12 protein-coding genes, 4 tRNA genes and 1 rRNA gene are annotated in these 16,330 nt (G+C 57.9%); all 17 read right to left on the bottom strand.

Annotated elements, in window-relative coordinates:
• Positions 1–171: 171 nt before the first annotated feature.
• The 17 genes from rpoC to rrf all read right to left on the bottom strand — a co-directional run bounded on the left by rpoC (position 172) and on the right by rrf (position 16,321).
• Positions 172–4,371, bottom strand: coding sequence for a DNA-directed RNA polymerase subunit beta' (rpoC, locus tag CQW31_RS12470; protein ID WP_054887145.1), 4,200 nt, complete (start codon positions 4,369–4,371; stop codon positions 172–174).
• A 64-nt stretch (positions 4,372–4,435) separates the two neighbouring features.
• Positions 4,436–8,509: a DNA-directed RNA polymerase subunit beta gene (gene rpoB, locus CQW31_RS12465; RefSeq protein WP_054887146.1), complete on the bottom strand. Its 4,074-nt coding sequence runs from the start codon at positions 8,507–8,509 to the stop codon at positions 4,436–4,438.
• A gap of 219 nt (positions 8,510–8,728) precedes the next feature.
• Complete coding sequence (rplL, locus tag CQW31_RS12460) at positions 8,729–9,097, bottom strand: 50S ribosomal protein L7/L12 (protein ID WP_054887147.1); 369 nt, start codon at positions 9,095–9,097, stop codon at positions 8,729–8,731.
• A 78-nt stretch (positions 9,098–9,175) separates the two neighbouring features.
• On the bottom strand, positions 9,176–9,676 hold the full coding sequence (gene rplJ / locus CQW31_RS12455) for a 50S ribosomal protein L10 (protein WP_003257082.1): 501 nt from the start codon (positions 9,674–9,676) through the stop codon (positions 9,176–9,178).
• 198 nt (positions 9,677–9,874) lie between these two features.
• Entirely contained in the window at positions 9,875–10,570 is a 696-nt protein-coding gene (gene rplA, locus CQW31_RS12450) for a 50S ribosomal protein L1 (protein ID WP_027919361.1), read from the bottom strand.
• A complete protein-coding gene (rplK, locus tag CQW31_RS12445; RefSeq protein ID WP_003255500.1) occupies positions 10,570–11,001 on the bottom strand; it encodes a 50S ribosomal protein L11 in 432 nt (143 codons plus the stop codon). Before rplK ends, rplA begins: the two co-directional genes overlap by 1 nt.
• Before the next feature lie 119 nt (positions 11,002–11,120).
• Positions 11,121–11,654 carry a transcription termination/antitermination protein NusG gene (nusG, locus tag CQW31_RS12440; RefSeq protein ID WP_003255501.1) on the bottom strand — a complete coding sequence of 178 codons (534 nt, stop codon included), beginning with the start codon at positions 11,652–11,654 and terminating at the stop codon, positions 11,121–11,123.
• Between the two features lie 9 nt (positions 11,655–11,663).
• Entirely contained in the window at positions 11,664–12,032 is a 369-nt protein-coding gene (secE, locus tag CQW31_RS12435; protein ID WP_054887148.1) for a preprotein translocase subunit SecE, read from the bottom strand.
• A gap of 44 nt (positions 12,033–12,076) precedes the next feature.
• A tRNA-Trp gene (locus tag CQW31_RS12430) sits at positions 12,077–12,152 on the bottom strand.
• A gap of 54 nt (positions 12,153–12,206) precedes the next feature.
• Positions 12,207–13,400: an elongation factor Tu gene (tuf, locus tag CQW31_RS12425; RefSeq protein WP_054881963.1), complete on the bottom strand. Its 1,194-nt coding sequence runs from the start codon at positions 13,398–13,400 to the stop codon at positions 12,207–12,209.
• Positions 13,401–13,479: 79 nt separating this feature from the next.
• Positions 13,480–13,555, bottom strand: a tRNA-Thr gene (locus CQW31_RS12420).
• Positions 13,556–13,584: 29 nt separating this feature from the next.
• A tRNA-Gly gene (locus tag CQW31_RS12415) sits at positions 13,585–13,658 on the bottom strand.
• A gap of 24 nt (positions 13,659–13,682) precedes the next feature.
• Positions 13,683–13,766: transfer RNA gene (locus tag CQW31_RS12410), tRNA-Tyr, on the bottom strand.
• A gap of 153 nt (positions 13,767–13,919) precedes the next feature.
• The gene (locus CQW31_RS12405; RefSeq protein ID WP_099814597.1) at positions 13,920–14,345 is read right to left on the bottom strand and encodes a hypothetical protein; all 426 of its coding nucleotides are present in this window, start codon (positions 14,343–14,345) and stop codon (positions 13,920–13,922) included.
• A gap of 7 nt (positions 14,346–14,352) precedes the next feature.
• The gene (locus tag CQW31_RS12400; protein ID WP_054887267.1) at positions 14,353–15,102 is read right to left on the bottom strand and encodes a pantothenate kinase; all 750 of its coding nucleotides are present in this window, start codon (positions 15,100–15,102) and stop codon (positions 14,353–14,355) included.
• Entirely contained in the window at positions 15,092–16,051 is a 960-nt protein-coding gene (gene birA / locus CQW31_RS12395; protein ID WP_099814686.1) for a bifunctional biotin--[acetyl-CoA-carboxylase] ligase/biotin operon repressor BirA, read from the bottom strand. The genes CQW31_RS12400 and birA overlap by 11 nt, the downstream gene beginning before the upstream one ends.
• A 154-nt stretch (positions 16,052–16,205) precedes the next feature.
• A 5S ribosomal RNA gene (gene rrf / locus CQW31_RS12390) occupies positions 16,206–16,321 on the bottom strand.
• Positions 16,322–16,330 lie beyond the last annotated feature (9 nt).

Here is a 16,330-nt window from a genome sequence, read left to right as displayed (position 1 = left end):
CAAGAAAGCCAAAAATTGGCGAGACGGAGCCTCACCAAATTTAAGGGTACAAAAGTCTACGGAGGATCTTGCACCCAGTCAAGACGAGGCCCCGGCCCTCCTCGCCCGATCATCGGCAACATTTCATGTCAGCGATGGTCGTTCGAGGTTTGCCGGGGCCCTGCCCTGTACTTAGTTGCCGCTGGAGTTCAGCGCTTCGGTCAGTGCGGCTTCCACCTCACTGGCGCTCACACGCAGCGGTTTGTCGGCATCACGGCGACGCTTGCGCTCGCTGTGGTAGGCCAGACCAGTACCAGCCGGGATCAGACGACCCACGACCACGTTCTCTTTCAGGCCGCGCAGGTAGTCGCGCTTCCCGGTTACAGCCGCTTCGGTCAGTACGCGGGTGGTTTCCTGGAAGGAAGCCGCGGAGATGAACGATTCGGTCGACAGCGAGGCCTTGGTGATACCCAGCAGCACGCGGGTGTATTTGGAGACGAACTTGTCTTCCGCTGCCAGGCGCTCGTTTTCCATCAGCACCTGGGTCAGTTCCATCTGGTCGCCCTTGATGAAGCTGGAGTCACCCGACTCGGCGATCTCGACCTTGCGCAGCATCTGACGCAGGATGGTCTCGATGTGCTTGTCGTTGATCTTAACGCCCTGCAGACGGTAAACGTCCTGGATCTCGTTGACGATGTATTTCGCCAGCGCGCTCACACCCAGCAGACGCAGGATGTCGTGCGGATCGCTCGGGCCGTCGGAGATAACTTCGCCGCGGTTTACCTGTTCGCCTTCGAAGACGTTCAGGTGGCGCCACTTCGGAATCAGCTCTTCGTACGGCTCGCTGCCGTCGGTCGGAGTGATGACCAGACGACGCTTGCCCTTGGTCTCCTTACCGAACGCGATGGTGCCGCTGACTTCAGCCAGAATCGAGGCTTCCTTCGGACGACGCGCTTCGAACAGGTCGGCAACGCGTGGCAGACCACCGGTGATGTCACGGGTCTTCGACGTTTCTTGCGGAATACGCGCGATAACGTCACCAACACCGATCTGGGCACCGTCAGCCACACCCACGAGGGCGTTGGCCGGCAGGAAGTACTGGGCAGGTACGTCGGTACCTGGCAGGTACAGGTCCTTGCCAGCGGCGTCGACCATCTTGATTGCCGGACGGATTTCCTTGCCTGCGGCAGGGCGATCCTTGACGTCCATCACTTCAATGTTGGTCAAGCCGGTCAGCTCATCCGTCTGACGCTTGATGGTGATGTTTTCTTCCATGCCCACGAAGGTCACGGTACCTTTCAGTTCGGTAACGATCGGGTGGGTGTGCGGGTCCCACTTGGCGACGATGGCGCCAGCTTCGACCTTGTCACCTTCCTTGACCGAAATCACCGCACCGTAAGGCAGCTTGTAGCGCTCACGCTCACGACCGAATTCGTCGGCAATGGCCAGCTCGCCGGAACGCGATACGGCAACCAGGTTACCGTCGGCACGCTCAACCTGTTTCAGGTTGTGCAGGCGAACCATACCGCCATTCTTCACCTGGACGCTGTCGGCAGCCGAGGTACGGCTTGCAGCACCACCGATGTGGAACGTACGCATGGTCAGCTGGGTACCCGGCTCACCGATCGACTGTGCAGCGATAACGCCGACAGCTTCACCGATGTTCACCTGGTGACCACGAGCCAGGTCACGACCGTAGCACTTGGCGCAGATACCGAAACGGGTTTCGCAGTTGATCGGCGAACGCACGACCACTTCGTCGATGCTGTTCAGCTCGATGAACTCGACCCACTGCTCGTCGACCAGGGTACCGGCCGGAACGATGACGTCCTCGGTGCCTGGCTTGAACACGTCACGGGCGATGACACGGCCCAGTACACGCTCACCCAGCGGCTCTACAACGTCGCCGCCTTCGATGTGCGGGGTCATCAGCAGGCCCTGGTCGGTGCCGCAGTCGATCTCGGTCACGACCAAGTCTTGTGCAACGTCTACCAGACGACGAGTCAGGTAACCGGAGTTCGCAGTCTTCAGTGCGGTATCCGCCAGACCCTTACGAGCACCGTGGGTCGAGATGAAGTACTGGAGTACGCTCAGACCTTCACGGAAGTTCGCGGTGATCGGCGTCTCGATGATCGAGCCGTCCGGCTTGGCCATCAGGCCACGCATACCAGCCAGCTGACGAATCTGGGCTGCGGAACCCCGCGCACCCGAGTCAGCCATCATGTACATCGAGTTGAAGGACTCTTGGTCGACTTCGTTGCCATCGCGATCGATGACCTTCTCTTTCGAGAGGTTGGCCATCATCGCCTTGGACACTTCGTCGTTCGCCTTCGACCACAAGTCGATGACCTTGTTGTACTTCTCGCCCTGGGTTACCAGGCCGGAGGCGTACTGGCTCTCGATTTCCTTCACTTCGTCGGTAGCGTTACCGATGATGCGGGCTTTCTCGTCCGGGATAACGAAGTCGTTAACACCGATGGAAACGCCGGAAATGGTCGAGTAAGCGAAACCGGTGTACATCAGCTGGTCAGCGAAGATAACGGTCTCTTTCAGACCCACCACGCGGTAGCACTGGTTGATCAGCTTGGAGATCGCCTTCTTTTTCATCGGCTGGTTGACCACGTCGTACGGCAGGCCTGCCGGAACAACCTGGAACAGCAGCGCACGGCCGACGGTGGTGTCGACGATGCGGGTATTCTTGACCACCGAACCGTCACGCTCTCTCACGGTTTCGTTGATACGAACCTTGATTTTCGCGTGCAGGGCAGCTTCGCCGGCGCGGAATACGCGGTCGACTTCCTGCAGGTCGGCAAATACGCGACCTTCGCCCTTGGCGTTGATGGCTTCACGGGTCATGTAGTACAGACCCAGTACAACGTCCTGCGACGGAACGATGATTGGCTCACCGTTGGCTGGCGACAGGATGTTGTTGGTCGACATCATCAGCGCGCGCGCTTCGAGCTGGGCTTCCAGCGTCAGCGGCACGTGAACGGCCATCTGGTCACCGTCGAAGTCGGCGTTGTACGCGGCGCAGACCAGCGGGTGCAGCTGGATGGCCTTACCTTCGATCAGTACCGGTTCGAATGCCTGGATACCCAGACGGTGCAGGGTCGGTGCACGGTTGAGCAGCACGGGGTGTTCGCGAATCACTTCGGCCAAAACGTCCCATACCTCTGGCAGCTCGCGCTCGACCATCTTCTTGGCAGCCTTGATGGTGGTCGCCAGACCACGCATTTCCAGCTTGCCGAAAATGAACGGCTTGAACAGCTCGAGCGCCATCTTCTTCGGCAGACCACACTGGTGCAGACGCAGGGTCGGGCCTACGGTAATTACCGAACGGCCGGAGTAGTCCACACGCTTACCGAGCAAGTTCTGACGGAAGCGACCTTGCTTACCTTTGATCATGTCGGCCAGGGACTTCAGCGGACGCTTGTTCGAGCCAGTGATGGCGCGACCGCGACGACCGTTGTCCAGCAGGGCGTCGACCGCTTCCTGCAGCATGCGCTTTTCGTTGCGCACGATGATGTCTGGCGCCGACAGATCGAGCAGGCGCTTCAGACGGTTGTTACGGTTGATCACCCGACGATACAGGTCGTTCAGGTCGGAGGTCGCGAAGCGGCCGCCATCCAGCGGTACCAGCGGACGCAGGTCCGGCGGCAGTACTGGCAGTACGGTCAGGACCATCCACTCAGGCAGGTTGCCCGAACCCTGGAAAGCTTCCATCAGCTTCAGGCGCTTGGACAGCTTCTTGATCTTGGTTTCCGAGTTGGTCTGCGGAATCTCTTCGCGCAGGCGGCCAATCTCGTGCTCCAGGTCGATGGCATGCAGCAGCTCGCGGACAGCCTCGGCACCCATGCGGGCGTCGAAGTCGTCACCGAACTCTTCCAGCGCTTCGAAGTACTGCTCGTCGTTCAGCAGCTGACCCTTCTCGAGGGTGGTCATGCCTGGGTCGATCACGACGTAGCTCTCGAAGTAGAGCACGCGCTCGATGTCACGCAGGGTCATGTCCATCAGCAGGCCGATACGGGACGGCAGCGACTTCAGGAACCAGATGTGGGCAACCGGCGAGGCCAGTTCGATGTGCGCCATGCGCTCACGACGAACCTTGGCCAGGGCAACTTCAACGCCGCACTTCTCGCAGATCACGCCACGGTGCTTGAGGCGCTTGTACTTGCCGCACAGGCACTCGTAGTCCTTGACTGGGCCAAAGATCTTGGCGCAGAACAGGCCGTCACGCTCAGGCTTGAACGTACGGTAGTTGATGGTTTCCGGCTTCTTAACTTCACCGAACGACCACGAACGGATCATTTCAGGCGACGCCAGACCGATGCGGATGGCGTCGAACTCTTCGACTTGACCCTGGTTTTTCAGCAAATTCAGTAGGTCTTTCAAGGCCTTTCCTCCTGGCGGAGCAGGGAGCGGGCATTACCTGCCCCACTCCCCTTCGCGTCACGTGTTATTCGGTTTCCAGATCGATATCGATACCGAGCGAACGGATCTCTTTGATCAACACGTTGAAGGACTCGGGCATGCCCGGCTCCATACGGTGATCGCCATCCACGATGTTCTTGTACATCTTGGTACGGCCGTTCACGTCGTCCGACTTCACTGTGAGCATTTCTTGCAGGGTGTATGCCGCGCCGTATGCTTCCAGCGCCCACACTTCCATCTCCCCGAAACGCTGACCACCGAACTGCGCCTTACCACCCAGCGGCTGCTGGGTAACCAGGCTGTAGGAACCAGTGGAACGCGCGTGCATCTTGTCGTCCACCAAGTGGTTCAGCTTGAGCATGTACATGTAACCAACGGTCACAGGACGCTCGAACTTGTTGCCGGTACGGCCGTCGAACAACACCATCTGGCCGCTTTCTGGCAGGTCTGCCAGTTTCAGCATGGCCTTGATCTCACGCTCCTTGGCACCGTCGAAGACCGGAGTAGCCATTGGCACACCTTTCTTCAGGTTGTTCGCCAGGGCGATGATCTCTTCGTCGGTGAACTCGTCCAGGTTCTCCTGACGACCACCGATCTCGTTGTAGATCTCGGTGAGGAAGGTGCGCAGTTCAGCGGCTTTACGCTGCTCTTCGATCATGCGGTCGATCTTCTCGCCCAGGCCTTTGGCCGCGAGGCCCAGGTGGGTTTCAAGGATCTGACCGACGTTCATACGCGAAGGTACACCCAGTGGGTTCAGTACCACGTCAACCGGAGTACCGTTGGCGTCGTGCGGCATGTCTTCTACCGGCATGATCACCGAGACGACACCCTTGTTACCGTGACGACCGGCCATCTTGTCACCCGGCTGGATGCGACGGCGGATTGCCAGGTAGACCTTGACGATCTTCAGTACGCCTGGAGCCAGGTCATCGCCCTGCTGCAGCTTGCGCTTCTTGTCTTCGAACTTGTCGTCCAGCAGACGGCGGCGGTCGACGATGTACTGCTGAGCCTTTTCCAGCTGCTCGTTCAGTGCATCTTCGGCCATGCGCAGTTTGAACCACTGGCCGTGCTCCAGACCGTCCAGGACTTCGTCAGTGATCACGGTGCCTTTCTTCAGGCCCGCACCACCGTCGACCACTTGGCCGTTCAGGGCAGCACGCAGACGCTCGAAGGTTGCACCTTCGACGATGCGGAACTCTTCGTTGAGGTCCTTGCGGATCTCGTCCAGCTGCATCTTCTCGATGGACAGGGCGCGGCTGTCGCGCTCCACGCCATCACGGGTGAAGACCTGTACGTCGATGACGGTACCCTTGGTGCCGGTCGGCACACGCAGGGAGGTATCCTTAACGTCGCTGGCCTTTTCACCGAAGATGGCGCGCAGCAGTTTTTCTTCCGGCGTCAGCTGGGTTTCGCCCTTAGGCGTGACCTTGCCAACCAGGATGTCGCCAGCGCCGACTTCGGCACCCACGTAGACGATACCGGCTTCGTCCAGCTTGTTCAGAGCGGCTTCACCCACGTTCGGGATGTCCGCAGTGATTTCCTCTGGGCCAAGCTTGGTGTCACGCGCCACACAGGTCAGTTCCTGGATGTGGATGGTGGTGAAGCGGTCTTCCTGGACCACACGCTCGGACAGGCAGATGGAGTCTTCGAAGTTGAAGCCGTTCCACGCCATGAACGCGATGCGCATGTTCTGGCCCAGCGCCAGTTCACCCATGTCGGTGGACGGGCCGTCAGCCATGATGTCGCCACGCTGGACCTTGTCACCTTTGCTCACCAGCGGACGCTGGTTGATGCAGGTGTTCTGGTTCGAACGGGTGTACTTGGTCAGGTTGTAGATATCCACACCTGCTTCACCGGTCTCGACTTCGTCGTCAGCAACACGAACGACGATACGGCTGGCGTCGACCGAGTCGATCACACCACCGCGGCGAGCAACCACGCAGACACCGGAGTCACGGGCAACGTTGCGCTCCATGCCGGTACCTACCAGCGGCTTGTCAGCACGCAGGGTTGGTACAGCCTGACGCTGCATGTTCGAACCCATCAACGCACGGTTGGCGTCGTCGTGCTCGAGGAACGGAATCAGCGACGCGGCAACCGAAACAACCTGCTTCGGCGAAACGTCCATCAGGGTGACGTCTTCCGGCGCCTTGACGGTGAATTCGTTCAGGTGACGAACCGCTACCAGCTCATCGATCAGCTGCTTCTTCTCGTTCATCGCGGCCGAAGCCTGGGCGATCACGTGATCCGCTTCTTCGATGGCTGACAGGAACACGATGTCGTCGCTGACCACGCCTTCCTTCACCACGCGGTACGGGCTTTCCAGGAAGCCGTACTGGTTGGTGCGGGCATAGGCTGCCAGGGAGTTGATCAGACCGATGTTCGGACCTTCAGGGGTCTCGATCGGGCACACGCGGCCGTAGTGGGTCGGGTGTACGTCACGGACTTCGAAGCCGGCGCGCTCACGGGTCAGACCACCAGGGCCGAGTGCCGAGACACGACGCTTGTGGGTGATCTCGGAGAGCGGGTTGTTCTGGTCCATGAACTGCGAGAGCTGGCTGGAACCGAAGAACTCCTTCACCGCCGCCGCTACCGGCTTGGCGTTGATCAGGTCCTGCGGCATCAGGCCTTCGCTTTCGGCCATCGACAGACGTTCCTTGACCGCACGCTCAACACGTACCAGGCCAACGCGGAACTGGTTCTCGGCCATCTCGCCAACGCAACGAACGCGGCGGTTACCCAGGTGGTCGATGTCGTCGACGATGCCTTTGCCGTTACGGATATCGACCAGGGTCTTCAGAACCTCGACGATATCTTCTTTGCTCAGCACGCCCGAACCTTCGATCTCGGTACGACCGATACGACGGTTGAACTTCATGCGGCCGACGGCAGACAGGTCGTAACGCTCAGCGCTGAAGAACAGGTTGTTGAACAGGGTCTCGGCAGCATCCTTGGTCGGCGGCTCGCCTGGACGCATCATGCGGTAGATCTCGACCAGGGCTTCCAGCTGGTTGCTGGTGGTGTCGATCTTCAGGGTATCCGAGATGAACGGACCGCAATCGATGTCGTTGGTGTAAAGGGTCTCGATGCGGACAACCTGAGCCTTGGCGATCTTGATCAGCAGCTCGGTGGTCAGCTCGGTGTTGCACTCGGCCAGGATCTCGCCGGTAGCCGGATGAACGATGGCCTTGGCGGTGGTGCGACCGAGGACGTACTCCATCGGCACGTCCAGCTGGTTGACGCCAGCCTTCTCGAGCTGATTGACGTGACGCGCAGTGATGCGACGACCCTGCTCGACAATGACCTTGCCAGCGCCGTCATGGATGTCCATGACCGCGACTTCACCACGCAGACGCTGAGGTACCAGTTCCAGGCTCAGCTTCTCGCCCGAAATGTGGAACACGTTGGTGGTGTAGAAGGTGTTGAGTACTTCTTCCGTGCTGTAGCCCAGCGCGCGCAGCAGCACCGAGGCCGGCAGTTTGCGGCGACGGTCGATACGCACGAACACGCAGTCTTTCGGGTCGAACTCGAAGTCCAGCCACGAACCGCGGTAAGGGATGATGCGAGCGGAGTACAGCAGCTTGCCGGAGCTGTGCGTCTTGCCACGGTCGTGGTCGAAGAACACACCAGGCGAACGGTGCAGCTGGGAAACGATTACTCGTTCGGTACCGTTGATAACGAAGGTACCGTTCTCAGTCATCAGGGGGATTTCACCCATGTAGACTTCTTGCTCTTTGATGTCCTTGATCGCTTTGTTCGACGATTCCTTGTCGAAGATGATCAGGCGCACCTTGACCCGCAGTGGGACCGCGAAGGTCACGCCACGCAGGACACATTCCTTCACATCGAAGGCGGGATCGCCCAGGCGGTAGCCTACGTACTCCAGGGCAGCATTGCCGGAGTAGCTGATGATCGGGAATACCGACTTGAAGGCCGCGTGCAGGCCGACGTCACGGAACTGATCCTTGGATGCTCCCGCTTGCAGGAATTCGCGATACGAATCCAGCTGGATGGCCAGAAGATATGGCACATCCATGACGTCCGGCAACTTGCTAAAGTCCTTGCGGATACGTTTTTTCTCAGTGTATGAGTAAGCCATCAGCGTTCCCCAGCTTGGTCACCTGCTTGTTTGGCTTCTCCCGGCGGGAGCAGCCAGAAAATCGTGCAAACCCCTTGGTTTGCGCACCCACATGGGTGTCTTGCAGCGTGTTATCGGGGCCGGCTTGACCAGCCACCAATAACGGAAAAAGGCCGGTGGCATAAGCCACCAGCCATCAGCCTTTCGCTCAACGCTCAGGCTGGCATCGCAAAGTCGAAATTACTTCAGCTCGACTTTAGCGCCTGCTTCTTCCAGCTTCTTCTTAGCGTCTTCAGCGGCTTCTTTCGAAACGCCTTCAGCTACAACCTGAGGAGCGCCGTCGACTTTCTCTTTGGCTTCTTTCAGGCCCAGACCGGTCAGTTCGCGAACGGCTTTGATCACGTTCACTTTCTTGTCGCCGGCTTCAACCAGAACAACGTTGAACTCGGTCTGCTCTTCAACAGCGGCAGCGGCGGTAGCTGGGCCAGCGGCAACAGCGGCAGCAGCGGTAACGCCGAAGGTTTCTTCCATCGCTTTGATCAGTTCAACAATTTCCAGAACGGTTTTCTGGCCGATCGCTTCGATGATTTGCTCGTTAGTCAGAGACATCACTTAAATCCTGTATTGGGGTGACAGCCTACGCAGCCATCAAATTAAACGTATGATTTTGAAAGAGTTGCGCGTGCCTTAGGCAGCAGCAGCTTCTTTCTGGTCGCGCAGAGCTGCCAGGGTACGAGCCAGCTTGCTGGTTGCACCTTGGATTACGCTCATCAGCTGTGCGATAGCCTCGTCGCGAGTTGGCAGGGTCGCCAGCACGTCGATCTGGTTAGCGGCAAGGAACTTGCCGTCAAACGCAGCTGCCTTGATCTCGAACTTGTCCTGACCCTTGGCGAACTCTTTGAACAGACGAGCGGCAGCGCCCGGATGTTCGTTGGAGAAAGCAATCAGGGTCGGGCCTTTGAACGCGTCGTTGAGGATCGAGAATTCGGTGCCTTCAACAGCGCGCTTGAGCAGCGTGTTACGTACGACACGTACGTATACGCCAGCTTCGCGGGCCTCTTTACGGAGTCCGGTCATTGCGCCTACAGTCACACCACGGGCATCGGCCACGACAGCGGACAGAGCGACTTTGGCAGCCTCGTTGACTTCAGCGACGATGGCCTTCTTGTCTTCGAGTTTAATTGCCACGGGTTTACTCCTGGTTTTTACCGTTTCATCTGGCCGAAGCCGGATGTCGTTTTGGTGTCTGATTCGGTAAACGAATCGGGAGCACCATCTGCGTGGGCTGGGATTTTAAGGCTCGCGCCGCCTACGGTCTTGGATAGCCCCCGCCAGGCAGGGACCCCAATTTTTGCTGGTGGCGCGACAGGTCGCGCCACCATGTTCTTACACGTTCAGCGAGCTCTGATCGATGATCAGACCTGGGCCCATGGTGGTGCTCAGGGTAACGCGCTTGACGTAGATACCTTTCGAAGAGGCCGGCTTGATACGCTTCAGGTCAGCGATCAGGGCTTCAACGTTTTCCTTCAGCTTGTCAGCTTCGAAGCCGATCTTGCCAACGGAGGTGTGGATGATACCGTTTTTGTCGGTACGGTAGCGAACCTGACCAGCCTTGGCGTTTTTGACTGCGCCGGCTACGTCTGGAGTCACGGTACCCACTTTCGGGTTAGGCATCAGGCCGCGAGGACCCAGAACCTGACCCAGCTGACCTACAACGCGCATGGCATCAGGCGATGCGATGACGACGTCATAGTTCAGGTCGCCGCCTTTCATTTCGGCAGCCAGATCGTCCATACCTACGCGGTCAGCGCCGGCAGCCAGAGCGGCTTCAGCAGCTGGACCCTGGGTGAAGACAGCAACACGTACGGTCTTGCCAGTGCCGTGTGGCAGCACGGTAGCGCTACGAACGACCTGGTCGGATTTACGCGGGTCAACACCGAGGTTAACGGCGATGTCGTAGGATTCTACGAACTTGGCAGCCGGCAGCGAAGCGAGCAGAGTTGCAGCTTCTTCGAAGTTGTAGGCCTTGCCTGCTTCGATTTTCTCGGCGATTGCCTTTTGGCGCTTGGTCAGCTTAGCCATTACACACCCTCCACGTTCAGGCCCATGCTGCGGGCAGAGCCAGCGATGGTGCGTACAGCTGCGTCCAGGTCAGCGGCGGTCAGATCAGCCTGTTTAGCCTTGGCGATATCTTCCAGCTGAGCACGGGTAACGGTACCGACTTTAACGGTGTTCGGGCGAGCCGAACCACTGGTCAGGCCAGCAGCTTTCTTCAGCAGAACCGAGGCAGGGGTGCTCTTGGTCTCGAAGGTGAAGCTACGGTCGCTGTAGACAGTGATGATCACTGGAGTCGGCAGGCCGGCTTCTTGACCCTGAGTACGGGCGTTGAAGGCCTTGCAGAACTCCATGATGTTCACACCGTGTTGGCCCAGAGCTGGACCGACGGGTGGGCTTGGGTTGGCCTGGCCGGCCTTAACTTGCAGCTTGATGTAAGCCTGAATCTTCTTAGCCATGAGCTACTCCAAAATCGGGTACAAACGCCTAATGGCTCCCCGGATGACTTGCGTTTTATCCCAGTGACGACAAAACCCCGCAGCACACAGGGCTGCGGGGTATGGGATGCTTCGTCCGCCTAGACCTTTTCGACCTGGCTGAACTCGAGCTCCACCGGAGTAGAGCGACCGAAAATGAGCACCGCGACCTGCAGGCGACTCTTTTCGTAGTTAACCTCTTCGACACTACCATTGAAGTCAGCGAACGGACCGTCAATGACTCGAACCACTTCACCCGGCTCGAACAGCGTCTTCGGCTTCGGCTTGTCACTACCGTCGGCAACGCGACGCAGGATAGCTTCAGCTTCTTTATCGGTAATCGGTGCAGGTTTGTCTGCAGTACCACCGATAAAGCCCATCACACGAGGGGTATCCTTGACCAAGTGCCAGGTCCCTTCGTTCATCTCCATCTGGACCAATACATAGCCAGGGAAGAATTTGCGCTCACTTTTGCGCTTCTGGCCATTGCGCATTTCAACGACTTCTTCGGTCGGGACCAGGATCTCGCCGAAACCGTCTTCCATGCCTGCCAGCTTCACGCGCTCGATCAGAGAGCGCATTACATGCTTCTCGTAACCCGAGTAAGCATGCACAACATACCAACGCTTAGCCACGGGACACCTTTAGCCAACGATCAGGGAGACCGCCCAGCCGAGCAGGGAATCAAGCCCCCACAGCAGCAGTGCCATAACCAGCACGACAGCCACAACAATCAGCGTGGTCTGGGTGGTTTCCTGGCGGGTCGGCCACACGACTTTACGGATCTCGGTACGAGCTTCCTTCGCCAGCACAAAGAACGACTTACCCTTCGCAGTCTGCAGAGCTACAAAGCCTGCGACAGCAGCCAGGGCGAGAAGTGCAAGGACGCGATACAGGATCGGAGAGGCGGAGTAATACTGATTACCCACGACACCAACAACCACCAAAGCCACTACAGCCAGCCACTTGAACAGATCAAAACGCGATTCTTGGGCTTCAGTTTTGGGGGTCATCGAGGAGGATCCTGTAAGAAGAAAGCCATCACACCGAGGTGAAATGGCAGGTCAGGAGGGAATCGAACCCCCAACCTACGGTTTTGGAGACCGTCGCTCTGCCAATTGAGCTACTGACCTGTAACGCTGTATCAGGCCGGCCATTATACCGGCCTGATCAAGTAAATCAACTACTTATTCAATAATTTTTGCTACGACGCCGGCGCCCACGGTACGACCGCCTTCACGGATAGCGAAGCGCAGACCGTCTTCCATTGCGATGGTCTTGATCAGGGTAACAGTCATCTGAATGTTGTCACCTGGCATTACCATTTCAACGCCTTCCGGCAGTTCGCAGTTACCGGTCACGTCAGTGGTACGGAAGTAGAACTGAGGACGGTAGCCTTTGAAGAACGGAGTGTGACGGCCGCCTTCTTCCTTCGACAGGACGTAGACTTCTGCGGTGAACTTGGTGTGCGGCTTGACCGAACCTGGCTTGACCAGAACCTGGCCACGCTCAACGTCGTCACGCTTGGTACCACGCAGCAGAACGCCGCAGTTCTCGCCAGCACGGCCTTCGTCCAGCAGCTTGCGGAACATCTCGACACCGGTGCAGGTGGTGGTGGAGGTGTCACGCAGACCAACGATTTCCAGCGGATCCTGAACGCGGACGATACCACGCTCGATACGGCCGGTAACAACGGTACCACGGCCCGAGATCGAGAATACGTCTTCGATTGGCATCAGGAATGGCTGGTCGATGGCACGAACTGGCTCAGGGATGTAGGCATCCAGAGTTTCTACCAGCTTCTTGACAGCGGTAGTACCCATTTCGTTGTCGTCTTTGCCTTCCAGCGCCATACGAGCCGAACCGATGATGATCGGAGTGTCGTCGCCTGGGAAGTCGTAGGTGGACAGCAGGTCGCGAACTTCCATCTCGACCAGTTCCAGCAGCTCAGCGTCGTCTACCAGGTCAGCCTTGTTCAGGAAGACCACGATGTACGGAACGCCAACCTGACGGGACAGCAGGATGTGCTCACGGGTTTGTGGCATCGGACCATCGGCGGCCGAGCAAACCAGGATCGCGCCGTCCATCTGGGCAGCACCGGTGATCATGTTCTTCACGTAGTCAGCGTGACCTGGGCAGTCAACGTGAGCGTAGTGACGAATGTTCGAGTTGTACTCGACGTGAGCGGTGTTGATGGTGATACCGCGTGCTTTTTCTTCTGGAGCCGAGTCGATCTTGTCGAACTCAACGACGGCCGAACCGAAAACTTCGGAGCAGACGCGAGTCAGAGCTGCGGTCAGAGTGGTCTTACCGTGGTCAACGTGGCCGATGGTGCCGACGTTAACGTGGGGAAGGGAACGATCAAACTTTTCCTTAGCCATCGATACAATCCTCCGCAGAAGAAAATAGTCTTACGCTGATAAAACAAAGGCAGATATTTTCATATCTGCCTTGTTTATATGGAGCTCTTGAGCGGACTTGAACCGCTGACCTCACCCTTACCAAGGGTGTGCTCTACCAACTGAGCTACAAGAGCGAAACACTTTGCGCAAAATCCAGCAAACTTGGAGCGGGTAGCGGGAATCGAACCCGCATCATCAGCTTGGAAGGCTGAGGTTCTACCACTAAACTATACCCGCGGAGCTTGCGGCTCTCGCTAAAACTGGTGGAGGGAGAAGGATTCGAACCTTCGAAGCTCTCGCAACGGATTTACAGTCCGTCCCCTTTGACCGCTCGGGAATCCCTCCAGATGTGGCCGGCATTCTATTTGTCTGCCGTCCCAGTGTCAAGCTTTTTTTCAAATTTTTTCAATCAAATCTGAAACTTAGCTGCTTTGACACTCGCTTCCAGTTCTACCACCTGAGTGGTGTTCCCTGTGAAGCGGGCGCCATTCTATCAAGCTATTCACCAGTTGCAATACCCTGGCAGAAAATAATTTTATGTTTTAAGTCTTTGAAATCGTTGGAAAGAGTCTCGAGAACGGTTTGATCCAGCAAACGCTCGCTTTCCGGGAAAATCTTGAGCCAGGAACCTTCAGCGCCAGGCAACTGGCCAGACACCGGCACAGCATTGATGTCCAGGCTCAGCAGGCGCTGTCGCAACGCATCGAGTTGATCGCGAGCCATCAGGCCACCTACCACCAGGCATTCATCGCGTCGCCGGGCCGGTGCAGATACACCGGTCTCCTTGAGCAGACGGATCTCTTGCTGATTTCCTTTGTACAACGACAACGGGGCGACGTCCTTCGCCTTCAGCGGGGCTTCCTGTTGGTGCCAGACGTAATAGAAGACGTTAAGCACCAGCAACAGCAGAAACAACCAACGCATAAGCACCTCAGTCCAGTGGACAGGCTATGGCCAGACCGACAAATACCAAGTCAGGGACGACCCTGCCCTGCGGCGCCGCCTCTCGTACCAACGGCGCATCCCCTCCCGTCAGGAACACCGTGAAGTCTTCACCCCACAAAGCCCGCGCCTGCTCGAGCTGCGTGCGGGCAAAACCCTGCAGCATCAATACACAACCGCGCTCTACCGCTTCGACTGTGGAGCGCCCTGGCGCAAGGCTGCTCAATGCCCGCTCAGCCGAAGCGTCGTCATAGCGAATACGGCGCGTATGCGTACGCAGTTGGCTGCGCATGAGTGGCATACCTGGGCAGATGTAGCCACCCAGGTGCTCGCCATCGGCCGATACAAAGTCGGCCTTGGCCGCTGTGCCCAGATCAATGACCAGGCAGGCGCCCTTGGCGAGATGGAACCCACCCAAGGCCGCGAGCCAGCGATCCATGCCGAGGCGCTGGTAATCGTCATAACCGTTGCGCACACCTGCCATTTCTTGTGCAGGTTCGGCAACCCGAGCAACCACTGCAAAAGCCTTGGCGATCAATGCGCAGAGGGCAGCGGTTTCATCCTCGCTACGCACACTGACGATTCGACAACCGGTAAGACGCAACGATTGCAGGGCCGCAACCTCGTCTACCAGCGCCTGGTCCGAATCGACAATGCCACCACCGACAATGGTGGCGTCGGCAGCATGAATGACACGCCACTTGATGAAGCTGTTTCCGCAATCGAGCTCAAGAATCATCACGCAACCTCAAACTGAGCTCACCACCACTGAAGCTCTTTTCCACACCGTCGACTTCAAGGCGCAATCCACCCTGCCCATCCACCCCCAGCACTACACCATCGATACGGGTGGCACCGGCGATGAGCGATACATTACGCCCCTGCCACAGATGCGACTGCTCCCACTCTTCCTGGAATGCCGCAAAACCGTAGCGCCGATGACGGGCCAATTCATGTTGCAGTTGCCGGCTGAGCATGGCCACCAGGCGATTGCGATCAATTGTCACTCCAACCTCACGTCGCATCGAGGTCCACTGCTGATCGACCTGGTCATTGACCTGCATGTTCACATTGATGCCGATGCCAAGCACCACATGGCAGACGTCTGCTGGATCGCCCACTAGCTCCAGAAGAATACCGGTGATCTTCTGCCCGCGAACCAAGACATCATTGGGCCACTTCAGCCCCACGTCCTCTACCCCAAACGCCTGCAGCGTGCGCATCACGGCCAATCCGACCACCAGACTGAGCCCCTCCAACTGACGCATGCCACCATCTACGCGCAAAACCAGGCTGTAATAGAGGTTTTCTGCAAATGGACTTATCCACATGCGCCCTCGTCGGCCACGCCCAGCGCTTTGACGCTCGGCCAGGACCAGGAATGGCGCTGATTGTCCTTCACTGGCAAGCCGCAGGCCTTCGGCGTTGGTCGAATCGATTGTTTCGTGGATGAAAACGGGCCAGCGCTCACCCTCGGTGAGCTCAGCGATCGCCTGCGCATCAAGCAAGCTCAGCGGCGCAACCAACTGGTAACCACGCCCTCGAACTTTATGAATGGTGAGGTTCAGCTCACTTTCCAGGTGTTGCAGCTGCTTCCAAACGGCGCTGCGACTCACCCCGAGGGCTGCCCCCAAGGTTTCTCCGGAATGGAACCGGCCATCCTTGAGGAGATTCAACAACTTCAGCATGCCAGTCTCGACTTGGAATAAGGCTGGCATGATAGCTAGGGGTCGTTGGCTTGCATAGGAAAAGGGCTGCGCATGGCTGCGACAAATGCCTGCATTCAGCCCAGAAAGACAAAACCCCTACCTGCATGCGCAGATAGGGGTTTTGCGAAATTAATCTTGACGATGACCTACTCTCACATGGGGAAACCCCACACTACCATCGGCGATGCATCGTTTCACTACTGAGTTCGGGATGGGATCAGGTGGTTCCAATGCTCTATGGTCGTCAAGAAATTCTGT

This window comes from Pseudomonas sp. 382, from assembly GCF_002759075.1.
In the GTDB taxonomy this organism is placed as follows: Bacteria; Pseudomonadota; Gammaproteobacteria; order Pseudomonadales; family Pseudomonadaceae; genus Aquipseudomonas; species Aquipseudomonas vlassakiae.
This window is presented reverse-complemented; position numbering and strand designations above follow the sequence as displayed.

Coding starts and splice junctions, on each gene's coding strand:
- rpoB (WP_054887146.1), bottom strand. CDS start 8,509: ATGGCTTACTCATACACTGAGAAAAAACGTATCCGCAAGGACTTTAGC.
- rplL (WP_054887147.1), bottom strand. CDS start 9,097: ATGTCTCTGACTAACGAGCAAATCATCGAAGCGATCGGCCAGAAAACC.
- rplA (WP_027919361.1), bottom strand. CDS start 10,570: ATGGCTAAGCTGACCAAGCGCCAAAAGGCAATCGCCGAGAAAATCGAA.
- rplK (WP_003255500.1), bottom strand. CDS start 11,001: ATGGCTAAGAAGATTCAGGCTTACATCAAGCTGCAAGTTAAGGCCGGC.
- secE (WP_054887148.1), bottom strand. CDS start 12,032: ATGACCCCCAAAACTGAAGCCCAAGAATCGCGTTTTGATCTGTTCAAG.
- tuf (WP_054881963.1), bottom strand. CDS start 13,400: ATGGCTAAGGAAAAGTTTGATCGTTCCCTTCCCCACGTTAACGTCGGC.
- CQW31_RS12405 (WP_099814597.1), bottom strand. CDS start 14,345: ATGCGTTGGTTGTTTCTGCTGTTGCTGGTGCTTAACGTCTTCTATTAC.
- CQW31_RS12400 (WP_054887267.1), bottom strand. CDS start 15,102: ATGATTCTTGAGCTCGATTGCGGAAACAGCTTCATCAAGTGGCGTGTC.
- birA (WP_099814686.1), bottom strand. CDS start 16,051: ATGCTGAAGTTGTTGAATCTCCTCAAGGATGGCCGGTTCCATTCCGGA.